Consider the following 15,512-nt stretch of genomic DNA (forward strand, 5'->3'; position numbering starts at 1 on the left):
CATTTTGGAGATATCAAAGAAAATGATAATTTCAGAAGATTTAACCATCGTACATCTGAAAAAGTATATAAAGAATTTCTTTTATATGCTGTAGGAAGAAATTTAAATAAATATTATCGCTTCGCGAAGGAAAAAATCAAAACCTACGAAGCAAAAACAGCCTAATCCTATCGGGTTTTTATAAGTCATGAGAAAATATCAAATGGCTTTTTTTGTCATACAATAAATATTAAATTAAACAAAAAAATCCTAAATTATTCAGTGCTCTACATTTTTGTAGATGTTGAATAATCTAGGATTTTTAATTATTAAAGTTTAGGGGTCAAAAAACGTCATTCTCCGACAGCCCCCTCTGGATTTAATAAATTGATTTTAAGCATGAACCTTTGAAGCTTCGTAAGCAGCTTTTTCTTCGTCTGACATCAGTGGCTGGAATAAACCAAGGAATGCAAGAGTTATAGAAACGATTGGGTTTACGATGTTAAGGAAACAATATGGAAGATATTCTACAGTAGGAACTCCAAGGGCTCCTGACATAAATGCTCCACATGTGTTCCATGGAATAAGTGGAGAAGTTATGGTACCACCGTCTTCCAGAGTACGAGAAAGGTTACGAGGAGCTAGTCCTCTTTCAGCATATGCATCCTTGTACATACGTCCAGGTACAACTATTGAAAGGTACTGGTCCGCTGCGATTATGTTTATAAATATAGAAGTGAATATTGTTATAGTAACAAGTGATCCAGTTCCTTTTGCAAATTTTAGAAGTGATGCAGCAACAATTCCAAGCATTCCTGTAGACTCAAGTACTCCACCAAACGTAAGTGCGCAGATGATAAGGGATACTGTCCACATCATAGACTGCATACCACCACGAGAAAGAAGTTCGCTTATCATTATTTCTGAAGCGCCTGCACCTTCAGAAAGTGGGAATTCGAATCCGTTGTTTGCAGCACTAAGGATATCTCCAAAGTTAACTCCCTGGAATGCCATTCCAAAGAATGAACCAAGGACAACTCCGCCTATAAGTCCTGGAATAGCAGGAACTTTGAATACAACCATCAGTATAACAGCTACTGGAGGTATAAGCATTAACATACTGATATTGAAATTTGCCTGAAGTACTGCAAGCAACTCATTTATAGCAGCGTAATCAAGTTCTTGTCCAGCATACTTTGCTCCCATGAAGCCGAAGATTATAAGTGATATTATGTATGATGGGCCAGTAGTGTAAATCATGTGTTTAACGTGATCAAAAAGTGTAGCTCCAGCCATTGCTGGTGCAAGGTTTGTAGTATCAGAAAGCGGTGACATCTTATCTCCAAAATAAGCTCCAGAGATGATTGCTCCAGCCGCAACTGGTGCTGGGATTCCTATACCCTGTCCAATACCTATAAGTGCTATACCTACTGTACTTGCAGTAGTCCATGATGAACCTGTAGCAAGTGCAACAACTGAACATATAAGAACTGTTGCTATAAGGAAGATACTTGGTGAAAGAATCTGAAGACCGTAGTAGATCATTGCAGGTACTACACCACCTTGAATCCATGTTCCAACAAGCATACCAACTATCATAAGGATAATTACAGCCTGCATTCCCATGTTGATTGTTTTAAGTATTCCTTCTTCGATTTCACCCCATGTATATCCAAGTTGAAATGTTGCAACGAAAACTGCAATTGCAGAACCGATAACAAGTGGGATGTGAGCATCTGCCCCGAATATTACAAGGCCAACATAAAGAGCAATAATAAGAGCGATAATAGGCAGAAATGCTTCCCAAAGTTTAGCTTCTCTTTTTTGCCTGACTTTTGGTTCTTTTGACATAGAAACCTCCTCAAATATGAAATTAAATAATAAAAAAATATCAGCCTGAAAGTAACAGGCAGTTTACCATAAACCAAATTGTCAAATTATTAAAATAAGACAAAATCTTGTTAAGGTTAACGTGAACAAGTGAATTTTAGAAAACTTATAAATTCATAAATTGATTATAACAGTAAACAAATAAAATTTCAAGGATAAAAATAGATTGTGAAAACGTTTTAAACAGTGACAAAGCATTTTATTTCAGAAAATTCGTGATACTTCAATGCTTTGACTATATCTTTGTTAATTTTTTCATATGGCATTAAAAGTGGTATACCCGGAGGATAGGGAATTATTTCTTCGGCACATATATCCTCATCCAAGTCTGAAACATTCTTACTTATAATTAATAAATGCTCGTTATTTTCACCCTTGTTTAAAATGTAGTTTTTTACGTTTTCTGTTTTTGGATAAAGTAGGCCAAAATCTGATTCAAAACTGTCGTCAAACAAGAGTTCGTTATTTTTTAGTAAAGCTTCAATACTCTTTACAAGTCTTATTATGTCATCTTGTGTGTGGGTAAGCCCTATCATAAATAAGACATTGAATCCAGTGGACATTTCACATTGTATTTTGTATTCCTGTCTTAAAATTTTTTCCAAGACGCTGCCTTTTATTGGAGTTTTTATGCCAAGCTTGCAGAAATCCTGATCATTATTGCAATGCGAAGAAGAATATACTTTTATATGAGGGTTGGCAGACAGCTTTTTTTTAGCGGATTCCATCCAAATTTTAATATTATTAAGACGATCATTGCCATAGCGAGCCATAATAGCAACTGATGTTTCGCAAGATGCCATAAGTATATATGAAGGGCTTGATGTCTGATAGAAATTGATGTTTTTTTCAAGCCTTTCCATCCTGGATTTTGGAAAATCATGACCAAGATGTATCATGCAGGCCTGGGTAAGTGCTGGAAGAGTCTTGTGAGCGCTCTGTATGGAAATGCTTGCACCTTGAGAAATTGCATTTTCTGGAAGGCATTCATTGAAGGGGAAGTGGGCTCCGTGAGCTTCATCTACTATAAGGAAGATGTTTTTGGATGAAAGATAATCAGAGATATCTTTGAGGTTAAAAGTTCGACCAAAGTAATTTGGACAGGTAAGTATAACTGCAGAAATATCAGTTATACCTTCTGCAAGTAAAGCATCTGCCATAGCGATCAGTTTTTCTGAATCTATGTGAGAATCATTATGAAAAATCTCATCTATTTCGGGATATATATAATGAACGTTGACATTTTTTCTGCCGAGGATGCTATGAACGCTCTTGTGGCAGTTTCGAGCAGCAATAACATGGGAGTTATTATCCACAAGAGTATCTATGGCTACATAAAGTCCACTGGTGCTTCCGTTTACGAGCACGTATGATTTTTTTGAACTATATATCTGGCTTATTTCATTTAGCGAGTGAAGTATCATCTCATGGGGATCATTCAAGTTGTCTGTTCCTTCTACTTCGGTGATATCAAAGTTAAAAATATTTTCAGCGAGATACTTTAGCTCAGGAAAGCTGGATCTTCCATAATGTCCAGGCATATGGAATCTAAGTATGTTTTCATCTCTGTAATTTGAAAGACCTTGAACTATAGGTGAATATAGGGGTTTCATCAAAATTCTCCTTTAATAATAAAATATATATTTACTATAACAATTATAACATCTATTATATTATTATATTGCCTATATACAAATATAAAACTTGAAATTTTAGAGCTAAAGAAGTATAATTAGAAATGAAATCTTAATATGGAGGGAAATAAAATGAAAAAACACATCAAAACATTAACAACAAATAACCTTAAAAAAGACGCAGAGAAAAAAGGTTGCGGCGAGTGCCAGACTTCATGTCAGTCAGCTTGCAAAACTTCTTGTACAGTTGCAAATCAGGAATGTGAAAGATAATTGAATATTATTATTTATACAACTGAAAATTTGTCTGTAAGACTTTATTGAATGTTGGTGAAAGCCAACATTTTTTTATAGACAAATCATACTAAAATGCTATGAATTAAAAAGCAATCAAAATCTTACATATAAATGTAGTGATTTTATTTGGAGGTATATATGAAAAAAAACAAATTAAATCTTGGAGAACTGCTTGGAGTGTATCTTGAACAAGATCCTGCTGCGACGTCCAAGCTCAGCGTACTTATAAATTATCCAGGAGTACATGCTATAATAGTGCACACGCTTTCCCATGCATTATATGAAAAAGGGTTAAATTCTCTGGCAAGGTTTATATCACAGGTGTCTCGATTTTTTACAGGAATAGAGATTCACCCTGGAGCAAATATTGGAAGAAACCTCTTTATAGATCATGGAATGGGGATAGTAATAGGCGAAACTGCTGAAATTGGAGATAACTGTACAATATATCACCAGGTAACACTTGGTGGAACGGGAAAAGATAAGGGCAAGCGCCATCCTACTCTGGGAAATAATGTAATGATAGCTACTGGTGCCAAAGTTCTGGGGCCAATATATATAGGCGATAACAGCAAGATTGGAGCAAATGCTGTAGTCCTCAAAGATATTCCGGAAAATTCCACTGCTGTAGGAATACCTGCAAAGGTAGTGAAAAGCAGGGTTTAGCAAATTAAACCTCTTAAATGGAAAATTCCGTCTATTGAGATAATTGTTTTGTAATGATATTAGTGGATATATAAGATGTATAATTAACAAAAGATTTAAAGCTAGTTTAAATATATTGGCAAACTTCGTGAAAACGGAGGTCGCAAAGCTAGGAGTCTAAGTTAGATACATAGGTCACACTTTAGTTTTATTGTCGTGATCAAACTTATATCTAATATGATAGTTCAGCTGCAACTAAATTTATAGTTGCAGCTTTTTTATTTTCTTGCTTTTAAGGAGAGTGTCATATGAAAAATCCAAAAACCAAAATGACAGCCTGGAAGCTGGGGGCATTACTTATCACTAGCAGTTTATGTATATCGACACTTGGAATAAGTTATTCATATTTTGGAGAAAGCCTTATGGGGAAAGCGTCGATGTCGGTAGCCAAAATGAACATTGAGGGCGAAGAAACCGGGAAAATAGAGTATGACTATGAAAATAAGATTCTTAAAGTGATATTTGATCTCAAAAATACAGGAGAAATACCAGTAAAGATATATATAAAAAGTGCAGAAGCTACGTATAACAGTTTTTCTGATGAATCAGAAAAGAGAGTATTTATGGAATATGAAGATAAGATATTCGATGATGCTTTACTTGAACCAGATGAGATGGAAAAAGAATTCACACTGGAATTTATAAATGTTCATGTAGAAGACAATGAATATGGATATTTTGAAACAGAGATCGAAGTTGAATATGTGAATTCGGAAACAGAATCCTGGAAAGATACATTAAAAATAGAGGCAGTAGATGAAAACAGGCGTATGCAGGCGGAAAGATATCTTGAATATCTAACTTCACTTGAAGCACAATCCGTGCAACCAACACCGGGAGCACCATCTGAGCCAGCACCAGAAGTTCCAGCACCAGAGGCTCCAGTACAGGCATCACCAGAAGTTCCATCTGAGCCAGCACCAGAGGCTCCAGTACAGCCATCACCAGAAGTTCCAGCACCAGAGGCTCCAGTACAGCCACCACCAGAAGTTCCAGCACCAGAGGCTCCAGTACAGCCATCACCAGAAGTTCCATCTGAGCCAGCACCAGAGGCTCCAGTACAGTCACCACCAGAAGTTCCATCTGAGCCAGCACCAGAGGCTCCAGCAGAACCAAAATCAGAGGCTCCAGCAGAGTCCTCAGCGCAGGAACAAAATGATTCTGAGGTGGTTATATCATGATCAAGTTGTCCACAAGGATAAGAGCATCTTCAGCAATTGCAGTTACTATGGTTGCGATACTATACGCTGCTGAGAACACCAGGATTAACGTAAATTTTAGTATAGGAATGATTACTGTGCCACTGTGGCTAATAATAGCAGTTATTATATCGAGGTGGTTTCCGCAGGGAAGAAGTCGTGCAAAGCTGCAATATAAAAAGAAGATTTATTTATGGGCATTAAATATGGGTACGGCTTATGTAATTATAAATATCATAGCAGGATATCTGCTTGGTTTTGGTAAATCGCCTTACCAGTTTACTCTCAAGGGTATAGCGCTTAACATATTTCTTTTTTCAGCTGTGATAGGGAGAGAATTTGTAAGAGATTATATTTTGAGATCTTTTACAGAACACAAAAAGGCGGGTGTGGCTGGAGTTACAGTACTTATGACATTTATTGCCATATCATTCTTTTCGTGGACAGAGATAGTGGATTTTAAATCAGGTGTAATATTTATATCTGAAACGTTGCTCCCACATCTTGGAGAAAACATTCTTGCAACAACTTTGGTATATTTTGGAGGCCCCTGGGCTTCTGTAATATATATATCGATTACAAGGGGGATTACATTCTTTGTACCGATACTTCCTAATCTTAACTGGCTCGCTAAGGCCAGCATAGGTTTTGGAATTCCAGTAGTGTGTACAGTTTTTTTTAACAATCATTATCTGAGGCTTACAAAAATCATCAAAGACTGTAAAAATAATGATGAAAATGTACTGTTTTGGGTATTGACGATGGTTACATCAGTTGCTCTTATATGGTTTGTAGCTGGGGTGTTTCCATTATATCCATCTGCTGTTGCAACTGGGAGTATGATTCCAGTAGTACAGCCAGGGGACGTGGTTATAATGAGAAAGATAACAGAGGTTGACCAGGCGGCGCAGCTTAGTGTTGGAGATGTCATACAGTTTAAAAGATCAGACATACTCATAACACACAGAATTGTAGCTATTGAAAATTCAGAGAAGGAGGAGATGCGGATAATTACTAAAGGAGATAATAACTCGGGTATCGATTCGGTGCCTGTAGGGTTAGAAGATTTGAGAGGAAAGCTATTGAGGGTAATTCCCAAGATTGGCTGGCCCACTCTTCTTCTCAAGAGTGGAAATCAGATTTTGGATACCGAGGTTGAATTTTAAGTTCTCTGGCCCCAATAGAATGATCAGATATGTTTAAATATGATTGTAAAATATTTGGGAGGAAAATACAATGAGAAAAATGAAGAGTATATTAGGTATACTTATACTATCTATTGGTATATTAGGAACAGGATACGCATACTGGTGTGATACACTAAAAGTTGAAGCAACAGTAAAAACAGGTTCATTTGACGTAGACTTTGGTTGCATAGGAGTGATGGATTATTGTACTGAAGCAACTGCAAGCGGACCAAATGGGGATATGATTTCCATCAACACTGGCGAACTTGTACCAGGCAGCTGGGCATTCTTTAATATTCCTTTTATAAACAGAGGAGCAAACCGTGCATATCTTGCAGATGTAACAGTTCGTGGAAACGATGATGCAAGAGAAGTAGATTACTGGGTAGGAATGAATGGACACTGGTATCTATGGAAATTAGACTCAGCTTATAGTATTGATGATGTTATAGAAAGAATGTTTGATAGAGTATACCCAAGAGGATTAAAAGAAGAAAGAATGATGTCAGTTCAAATAATGCCATTTATTAAAAATATTAATGAATGTCAGGGCGGACAGAATACAGAATCTAATTTTGATCTAATGTTCAAATGGATACAAGGGGATTGTAACGAAGGATGTAACAGAACAATGCTAAAAACTGCGGAAGCATTTGATATCGTAGATGGAGCAGCATTTGCAGCAGCTATGGAAGGAATGGGAGAACTACCTGTTTCTGAAGTAATAGATGAAGATGTAGCAATAGATATGGGTCAAGACGTGGCAGACGAAGAAGTAGCGTTTTAATAATTGATACAACCCACATTTGCATTTACTATATATTGATGCCCTGTATTATGCAGGGCATCACAAATAGATTTATTTTCGGCACTTCCGATTATAAATCTATTTGTACATAAAAGCTAAAATGCCTGTGAGGGAGAACATCGGGAGGGTTCAAGTGAAAACTCAGAAAAAATATAATATAAAGCGGGTTGTACTTATTTTATCTGGAGTTATTATAGCCTCTGCAGGTATTTTTGCAGTAGTTTCAGAGTTCATGAATTCCGAAAAAATAAGCATTGAGACACCAGTTGCAGATTACAGATCCGATATGAATGTTAGTTATAATGTCATTCCCAAAGCAAATATGCTTTACGGGGAAGGAATTCTTAACGAGGGACTTACCTATATTACAGAATTTGTAAATCAGGTGGATTCAAATTTTGAATATAAGGTTTCTGGAGATTCTACTATGAAAGTAAACGGATATTATAGCGTAAATGTAGTGTTTACAGGTTACGTGGATTCTGAAGGAGAAGGAGCAAACGTATGGAGCAAGCAAAAAGAGATTGTTCCAAAGACAGAATTCAACCTTAATGCTACAGGAGATGTGCTAAAACAGAGAGTGAGAATGGATGTAGATGATTATAACAGCTTTGTAAAAACTGTTATTGAAGCCAGCAGTATAAAAGTTCCAGTTAAGGCCACTGTAACTATGGCAGGTGAAGCTACAATAAAAAATTCAAATGGAGAGACAATAGAACCCATATCGGGCTCACTTGTGATACCTCTTGACAAATCATATTTTAATATAGAAAAAACAGGAGTGGGGTCCAAAGAAGGCAATATTTTTAAAGTTGAAGAAATACAAGCACCGTTGAATCTTTTAAAAATTTCAGTGTCAGCAATACTGTTAATGGCAGGGATTATAATTCTAGCTTATGGATCAATGTCAAAACCTTTGGACAATGAAGGAATTAGATTCAAGGATATAAAAAAAATGTTATCAAGCTATGGAAGCCGATCAGCTGCAGTAGGTAAAATATCCACCGAAAAAATGGATAGTATTTATGAAATAAAACTTATGGAAGACATAGTAAAAGTAGCTGATGAACTTGGAAAGCCCATTCTTTATGAATATAGAGATAATATAAAAGATATAGAATATTTTTGTGTAATAGATGGAAGTACCATGTACAGGTATAATATAGAAGTTGATGAAGGGGAAAGTGTAAATGCAAGTTTGAGATATGCAAGGATAGAAATATGATTGATTAAAACCTTTAGAAAGGAGGTTTTTATGAAGAAAATTAAGGGGATTTTTGGAATTCTGCTTATGATTACAGGGATGTTGGGGACCGGTTATGCTTACTGGATGGATGATCTCCAGGTATATGCTACTGTAGCGACTGGTAATTTTGATGTAGAATACTGCGAAGAACATACCGAAGGAGAGATTTATGGAGTTGCATCGCTGGAAGTTGATATAGAAGATGGAAAAGCGGAAATAATGGTAGACAAGCTTGCTCCAGGGTGCGATCTTACTGCAACTCTTTGTTTCAAAAATACAGGTACTGTAAATGCAATATTGAGCGAAATACGTATAGAAAATATGGAATATACGGATGAGTACGATATAGTCCAGTATAGAGCTGAGATAGGCGAGAATATAATATCGGGTGAGAACCTTGTTGCTTTTAAAGAAGAACTGGAAAATCTCATAGATATGTTAAAACTGAATAGAGAAGAATGTAAGAGCCTTGAAATTACAGCATTCATACCATATGATGAAGAACAATACCAAAAAGGACAAAAGCAGAATTGTAAATTTGAAATAATATTTGACTGGAGACAAGATATAGCTAAATACGGAAGTACTTCAGAACCAGCTGTAACAGAACCAGCTGTAACAGAACCAGCTGTAACAGAACCAGCTGTAACAGAACCAGCTGTAACAGTTGTTCCAGGGATCAACAAGCCTGATGGCTCAAAAGTTACTGATGGAGAAAAATACAATAAGGTAGAATTTTCAGGACCAGGTATTTCATCAGGAGGTTCTGGCGGAGGCGGAGTAGCAATTAAAAAAACTCAAAACAAGTTTGATTTTAAAGACTTAGAATATTTTTTCAAGTATCTGAAAAAGCAGTTTGGTATAGAATTTATCCAGGAAATGACAGGGAAAGCTAAGTATTAAGGTGATTAAAATAATATTGGTAACAAATAGAGGAACTTCGCTATAAGCGGTTCCTTTATTTTATATCTCATATGTGGCTAAAAACTTACTTTAATGCCACATTGCTAAAAGAGTATACCTTGTGCCATAGGGTATATTAAGTTAAAGGATATATTAAATTTTAATTGTTATATTGAAGGGGGATGATGCCTATTAAATTAGATTTGAGGATTGCAGGTATAACCTTTAATCTAAGCTTACTGTTAACTAAGTTTAGAAAGGAAGCAATGAAGCACATCCGTTTCACCTGGGCACCTAGGGATGTGTGGAGCCAGTAGTGCAACCGACCTTTCTCGGATACTCTATCATTTGGAGAGGAAGCTATGAAGTGTATTTTTAATCTGGGCACTTACGAAATACATGGAGCTAGTAGTGCAACCGAACTTTTTAAATTAATAGTTTAAAAAGGGGATAATGAAGATGAGAAAAATCACGAGAAGAAAAAGATTGTTATCATTATTTACAATGGTAATCCTTCTTACATCAACTGCATGGACTTCATTTGCATATGCAGACAGTGAAGGAATAGACCAAGGAGTTCCAAATCAACTTGTTCAGGAACTTTCTTCTGAAGAAGCCCCAATAATGCCAGCTGAAGAAACACCAGAATTATATTCTGAAGAAAATATTGAGCAGGTTGTGGGAGACGGAACTCAAGAAGAGGTAATTGAAGAAGAGGTAATTGAAGAAGAGGTAATTGAAGAAGAAGTAATTGAAGAAGAGGTAATTGAAGAAGAGGTAATTGAAGAAGAACTAATCGAAGAAGAAGTAATTGAAGAAGAGGTAATTGAAGAAGAGGTAATTGAAGAAGAAGTAATTGAAGAAGAGGTAATTGAAGAAGAGGTAATTGAAGAAGAACTAATCGAAGAAGAACTACAATTAGGAGCGAATCCTCTGATTCCTCTTGCGGCACCATATTCTTGGTTACCTGTTGTTAAAAAACAGATAACAGTTAGAAAAGTATGGACAGATGGAAAAAACGTTATTAAGGATAAGGATACAAAAGATTTTCCTGAAGTTACAGTAGAAATTGATTTCACTGATAAAAAAGTCAAAGACATATCATTGAAACTTAATAGCAAAAACGGTTGGAAAGCTGAAGTTAAAGATATTGACTTAAGGCTTGTATATACAGTTAAAGAAAAAACGGTGAAACCGCCTAAAGGCTACACACTCAAAGAGACTGTAATAACTGAAGAATGTAATTCACCTGACCAAGCTCGATTTGATTATCAAGAGGGCAATGACAAAAATAAATGTAAAGACATCGAATGTATATATACAGTTATAAATACAGTAATTCCAGTCAATCAAAAGCAAGACAAAAAGATTACTGTAAAAAAAGTATGGACAGATGGAAAGAATGTTATTGAAGATACAAGCGGTTTCCCTGAAGTTACAGTAAAAATTGATTTTACTGATAAAAAAGTTAAAGATGTGTTCTTAAAACTTAACGAGGGAAACAAATGGACAAAAACGGTGGACGATATTGATTCAAAACTTAAATACACTGTTACAGAAGAACCTTTAAGTATACCTAATGGATATACACTAAAAGAGACTGTAATAACCGAAGAATGTAATTCACCTGACCGAGCTCGCGTTGATTATCAAGAGGGCAATGACAAAAACAAATGTGAAGACCTAGAATGTCTATACACAGTTACAAATACGGTTATAGAGATAGAGCATGATAAAGATCCAATAAAAATTGTAAACTTTGAGAAGATATGGGAAGATGAAGAGGGAAATGTAATAGAAGCTAAAGATACTTCAAATTTCCCAACAGTCAAAATCAAAATATACCAACCAGCGGATAAAAATGCTCCTTGGGGTAGCTCAATCCAAACACTTGAACTTAAATCTAAACATGGATGGAAAGCTAGCTCAAATCCTCTTGACGTAGGTGAAAATACACACAGATTTTTAGAATTTAAAGAAAGTAGTGTTGGTATCCCTGAGGGATATATGATAGCTGCTGACTATAAAATTGACAAAATATCTGAAAAAACACGTGAAGAAGACTTTTACAATTTAGACTATAAAATCATGGTAACACGTTGTTATTACACAGTTACCAATAGAATTGTACCGATTCCTACAGAAGGAAAGGAAAGCATCATAGTAACAAAGGTATGGAAAGACGGAGAAACTGTTATCGAAAACACAGTTGATTTCCCAGAAGTTAAAGTTAAAATTGATTTTACAGACGAAACAGTAACAGATATAGAATTGATGTTAAACCATGGCAACGACTGGAGTCAAACAACAGCTGAGAAAATCGATGTAAATCTTGAATACAATTTAACTGAAGAAGATGTTACAGGTCTTCCAGATGGCTATGAAATAGCAGGAACTTATAAAGTTAATAAAAACACGCCTTATTCATGGACAGTTGAAAACACAGTTAAAAAAGAAGCTGAGGCGACAGGCACAATCCAAGGTTATAAATTCAACGACCTTGACAGAGATGGTGCATGGGATGAAGGCGAAGCAGGACTAGAGGGCTGGACAATAACACTTTGGAAATACCTTGGTGATATGGATGAAAGCGGAAATCTTTCAGTTGCAGATGTTGAAAATATGGGAACTGCATTAACAGATGTAAACGGAATGTATCAGTTTATAAATCTTGAAGATGGAGCAACTTATTATCTGTCTGAAAATATCACATCAATGTCTTATTGGTATCAGACATATCCAGTTACTGGACCAGAGCTTGCAGGTACAGGTAAAATGAATATTGTTGAATCTGTTAAAAATGGTGACGAGATTACTAATGTAAACTTTGGTAACTATTATGACAAACCAGGCGATGGCGGCGGAGGTAACGAAAATCCTGGCGAAAAAGGCACAATCCAAGGTTATAAATTCAACGACCTTGACAGAGATGGTGCATGGGACGAAGGCGAAGCAGGACTAGAGGGCTGGACAATAACACTTTGGAAATACCTTGGTGATATGGATGAAAGCGGAAATCTTTCAGTTGCAGATGTTGAAAATATGGGAACTGCATTAACAGATGTAAACGGAATGTATCAGTTTATAAATCTTGAAGATGGAGCAACCTATTATCTGTCTGAAAATATCGCATCAATGTCTTATTGGTATCAGACATATCCAGTTACTGGACCAGAGCTTGCAGGTACAGGAAGACTGAATGTTGTAGAACTTATCGAAGCTGGCGCAATCGTTTCAGATGTAAACTTTGGTAACTATTATGACAAACCAGGCGATGGCGGTAACGAAAACCCTGACACACCTGACACTCCAAGTGGAAATAGCGGCGGCGGTGGTGGTGGTACTACTGTTAGAATAACTCCTGGTGGAGGAACTTCAAATCCTATTGCTATAGAAGCATTTGGCCCAGGTGAAGAAGAGTTTATTACTTTAGATATGCCAGTATTTTCATCAGTGGAAGAACCAGAAGAAATAGCTACAGAAGCTTTTCTTGAGCAGGCAGTGATGTCAGCAGGTCCTGATGATAATCCACAGACTTCGGATGCTGGATTTGCAATGCAGATGCAGATGCTTGGACTTTCTTTGGCAGCTATGTTTGTATTAAGAAGAAAAATTAAATAATAATTTATAATGAAAAACATCAGGCTCCTCATTTAAATGAGAAGTCTGATGTTTTCGTGTTAATAGGGTATTGATTTGAAATTAATTTAGAATTCGGTTATAGAAGTCAGTACCGCATGAAGTGCAATACGGGAATCTTTGAAAGTATAAGCACAGGTAGAAAGTGTTATTATCTTGCTTTTGTCACTGAGGATGACGTCTGATTGAATAAGTGATTTTTCTTTGAATTCTGTGAGTTTTGATTCAAAGCTAAGCTTGTCAAAATCAGGGGACCTGTAATCATAATCTTTTTGGGTCTCATATATAGAAAAAACTGTATACTCCAAAATGCGATTATCAAGGGTTATGATAATTTTATTATGATCTTTATAGAAATTCTTATCCATGAAGAGGGATACATCGTAGAACATGGAGCCGTCTCTCATATTGTGTCCATAAATGACTGTATTTTGATTATCAAAATCAGGTGAATTCCTATAATCGGCAAATATACTTCCGGTTATATTATACTGGCGGTTGAAAGTCCTTCTAAGGTAGTATGAGTTTGTATCTGATTGCATTACTGGATAGTCTATTCCTGTTCCGGGGATTTCTATCCATGCTATGGTATCTGGATTTTTACTCTTAAGTTCTTTTAGCATCTGTGGTTTTTCTGATATATTCAAATTTATTGTTTTGACGTTTGTATCTTTGTCATCAATTGCTGCTTGATTTATATTTTCATCTGAAATCTTTGGGGGTGAGGGTTTTTCGTCTTTAAGACTATCCATCATAGTGCGCGCACTGTATCTGCTGTACACATTCATTGCTATGTTAACAGAAAGAAAGATTGATACTATAAGAAATAATAAGAATAATAATCGAAATATCAATGCCTGCTTTGAATGTTGGCTTTTCATAAAAATCCCCCCTCCAAAAATCAAGAATTACATAAGATATATATACCCTTTCAAATTAGTGCTTAACATATGAAAACTGGTATATAGTCTTAAATCTGTATTTTTGGTCGGATTTGAGAACCGGACTTGGAAAATTGCTATGGTTTATACTGTCTGGAAAATACTGGGTTTCAAGGCAGAATCCATGCCTGGGACCATATATGGCACCTGATTTTCCCTTTGTTTTTTCTGAAATAAAATTTCCTGTATAAAGCTGAACTCCGGGCTTATCTGTATAAACTTTCATAAAAAGTCTGAGTCCAAGTGAATTAGAAGGTGAAAATGCTGTTGCTGCAAGGGGCAGATTTTGCATATAATCGAAGTCGCCGGTTTTGTCTATTACAAAGTTGTGGTCATAACCATTTCCTTTAATCATCTGAGGGTGGGAGGAATGTATTCTTTCGCCTAGTGTATGAAAGCTTGTAAAGTCAAAGGGCGTGCCCTTTACAGAAAGAATTTCTCCAGTTGGGCAAGAAGTAGTGTCTATAGGAGTATACTCCGTAGCATTAAGCTGAAGACTCTGGTTTAGAATGTTTCCGCTGTCATGGCCACAAAGATTGAAATAGCTGTGGTTTGTAAAATTAATTATAGTATCTTTGTCTGAAGAGGCGCCGTATTCAATAATTAGAGCATTATCTTCAGTGATGGTATAGGTTACTCTTGCCTGGAGGTTTCCCGGATAGCCTTCTTCGCCGTCGGGACTGACATAAATAAGCGATATGCCGTTTTCTATAAATTCGGCTGTCCAGAGTTTTTTATGAAAGCCGATATTTCCCCCGTGCAGGTGGTTGCCATTGTTGTTTGCAGCGAGTTTATATTCTTTTCCATTGAGGCTGAAACAAGCATTTTTTATTCTGTTTGCAAAACGTCCACAGACTCCACCAAAACAAGATGAATCGCTCTCATACTGAGCAGCACTGTCAAAACCAAGGACCAGGTCGGTGTGTTCGCCTGTGTATGGATTTTTTATAATAAGAGAGACCACAGTAGCACCGTAGTCGCTTATCTTGACTGTAAAGTCTTTACGCGAAAGAGTGTATAAGGTGGTCTCTCTTTTATCACTGAGTCTTCCAAATGACTGTTTTTCTTTTTTCGTCATGTAGTG

General features: G+C 36.3%; 13 protein-coding genes and 3 riboswitches. Of the genes, 9 read left to right on the forward strand and 4 right to left on the reverse strand.

What is annotated here, in order from left to right; translation table 11 throughout:
• The first annotated feature begins 12 nt into the window (after positions 1-12).
• On the forward strand, positions 13-165 hold the full coding sequence (locus tag G558_RS14525) for a transposase (RefSeq protein WP_084502846.1): 153 nt from the start codon (positions 13-15) through the stop codon (positions 163-165).
• Between the two features lie 207 nt (positions 166-372).
• On the opposite strand, the gene nhaC is transcribed toward G558_RS14525, so the two are convergent.
• Together nhaC and G558_RS0106795 are read right to left on the reverse strand one after the other, a co-directional pair.
• Positions 373-1,830: a Na+/H+ antiporter NhaC gene (nhaC, locus tag G558_RS0106790; protein ID WP_028829508.1), complete on the reverse strand. Its 1,458-nt coding sequence runs from the start codon at positions 1,828-1,830 to the stop codon at positions 373-375.
• Between the two features lie 218 nt (positions 1,831-2,048).
• The gene (locus tag G558_RS0106795; RefSeq protein ID WP_028829509.1) at positions 2,049-3,482 is read right to left on the reverse strand and encodes an aminotransferase class I/II-fold pyridoxal phosphate-dependent enzyme; all 1,434 of its coding nucleotides are present in this window, start codon (positions 3,480-3,482) and stop codon (positions 2,049-2,051) included.
• Between the two features lie 153 nt (positions 3,483-3,635).
• Here G558_RS0106795 and scfA point away from each other — a divergent pair, with 153 nt between their 5' ends.
• From scfA to G558_RS13840, 8 genes are all read left to right on the forward strand, one after another.
• Positions 3,636-3,776 (forward strand): six-cysteine ranthipeptide SCIFF, encoded by a 141-nt coding sequence (scfA, locus tag G558_RS13675; protein ID WP_071604463.1) that lies wholly within the window; start codon positions 3,636-3,638, stop codon positions 3,774-3,776.
• A gap of 162 nt (positions 3,777-3,938) precedes the next feature.
• The gene (gene epsC / locus G558_RS0106805) at positions 3,939-4,466 is read left to right on the forward strand and encodes a serine O-acetyltransferase EpsC (protein WP_028829510.1); all 528 of its coding nucleotides are present in this window, start codon (positions 3,939-3,941) and stop codon (positions 4,464-4,466) included.
• 107 nt (positions 4,467-4,573) lie between these two features.
• Positions 4,574-4,702, forward strand: a riboswitch (cyclic di-GMP riboswitch).
• Positions 4,703-4,753: 51 nt separating this feature from the next.
• Entirely contained in the window at positions 4,754-5,686 is a 933-nt protein-coding gene (locus tag G558_RS0106810; protein ID WP_028829511.1) for a hypothetical protein, read from the forward strand.
• A complete protein-coding gene (locus G558_RS0106815; protein WP_051188538.1) occupies positions 5,683-6,870 on the forward strand; it encodes a signal peptidase I in 1,188 nt (395 codons plus the stop codon). The genes G558_RS0106810 and G558_RS0106815 overlap by 4 nt, the downstream gene beginning before the upstream one ends.
• Positions 6,871-6,940: 70 nt before the next feature.
• Entirely contained in the window at positions 6,941-7,678 is a 738-nt protein-coding gene (locus tag G558_RS0106820; RefSeq protein WP_028829513.1) for a hypothetical protein, read from the forward strand.
• A gap of 154 nt (positions 7,679-7,832) precedes the next feature.
• The gene (locus G558_RS0106825; protein ID WP_028829514.1) at positions 7,833-8,924 is read left to right on the forward strand and encodes a DUF5305 family protein; all 1,092 of its coding nucleotides are present in this window, start codon (positions 7,833-7,835) and stop codon (positions 8,922-8,924) included.
• A gap of 30 nt (positions 8,925-8,954) precedes the next feature.
• On the forward strand, positions 8,955-9,848 hold the full coding sequence (locus G558_RS0106830; protein ID WP_028829515.1) for a hypothetical protein: 894 nt from the start codon (positions 8,955-8,957) through the stop codon (positions 9,846-9,848).
• Between the two features lie 250 nt (positions 9,849-10,098).
• A riboswitch (cyclic di-GMP riboswitch) is annotated at positions 10,099-10,185 on the forward strand.
• 9 nt (positions 10,186-10,194) lie between these two features.
• A riboswitch (cyclic di-GMP riboswitch) is annotated at positions 10,195-10,280 on the forward strand.
• A 27-nt stretch (positions 10,281-10,307) separates the two neighbouring features.
• The gene (locus tag G558_RS13840; protein ID WP_028829516.1) at positions 10,308-13,469 is read left to right on the forward strand and encodes an SdrD B-like domain-containing protein; all 3,162 of its coding nucleotides are present in this window, start codon (positions 10,308-10,310) and stop codon (positions 13,467-13,469) included.
• 86 nt (positions 13,470-13,555) lie between these two features.
• Here the strand turns inward: G558_RS13840 and srtB are convergent, their stop codons facing one another.
• Together srtB and G558_RS0106850 are read right to left on the reverse strand one after the other, a co-directional pair.
• Positions 13,556-14,368, reverse strand: a complete 813-nt coding sequence (srtB, locus tag G558_RS12620) for a class B sortase (RefSeq protein WP_051188540.1) — start codon at positions 14,366-14,368, stop codon at positions 13,556-13,558.
• Between the two features lie 55 nt (positions 14,369-14,423).
• Positions 14,424-15,506, reverse strand: coding sequence for an aldose epimerase family protein (locus G558_RS0106850; RefSeq protein ID WP_028829517.1), 1,083 nt, complete (start codon positions 15,504-15,506; stop codon positions 14,424-14,426).
• Positions 15,507-15,512: the final 6 nt, after the last annotated feature.

It is taken from the genome of Proteocatella sphenisci DSM 23131 (assembly GCF_000423525.1).
GTDB lineage: Bacteria > Bacillota > Clostridia > Peptostreptococcales > Filifactoraceae > Proteocatella > Proteocatella sphenisci.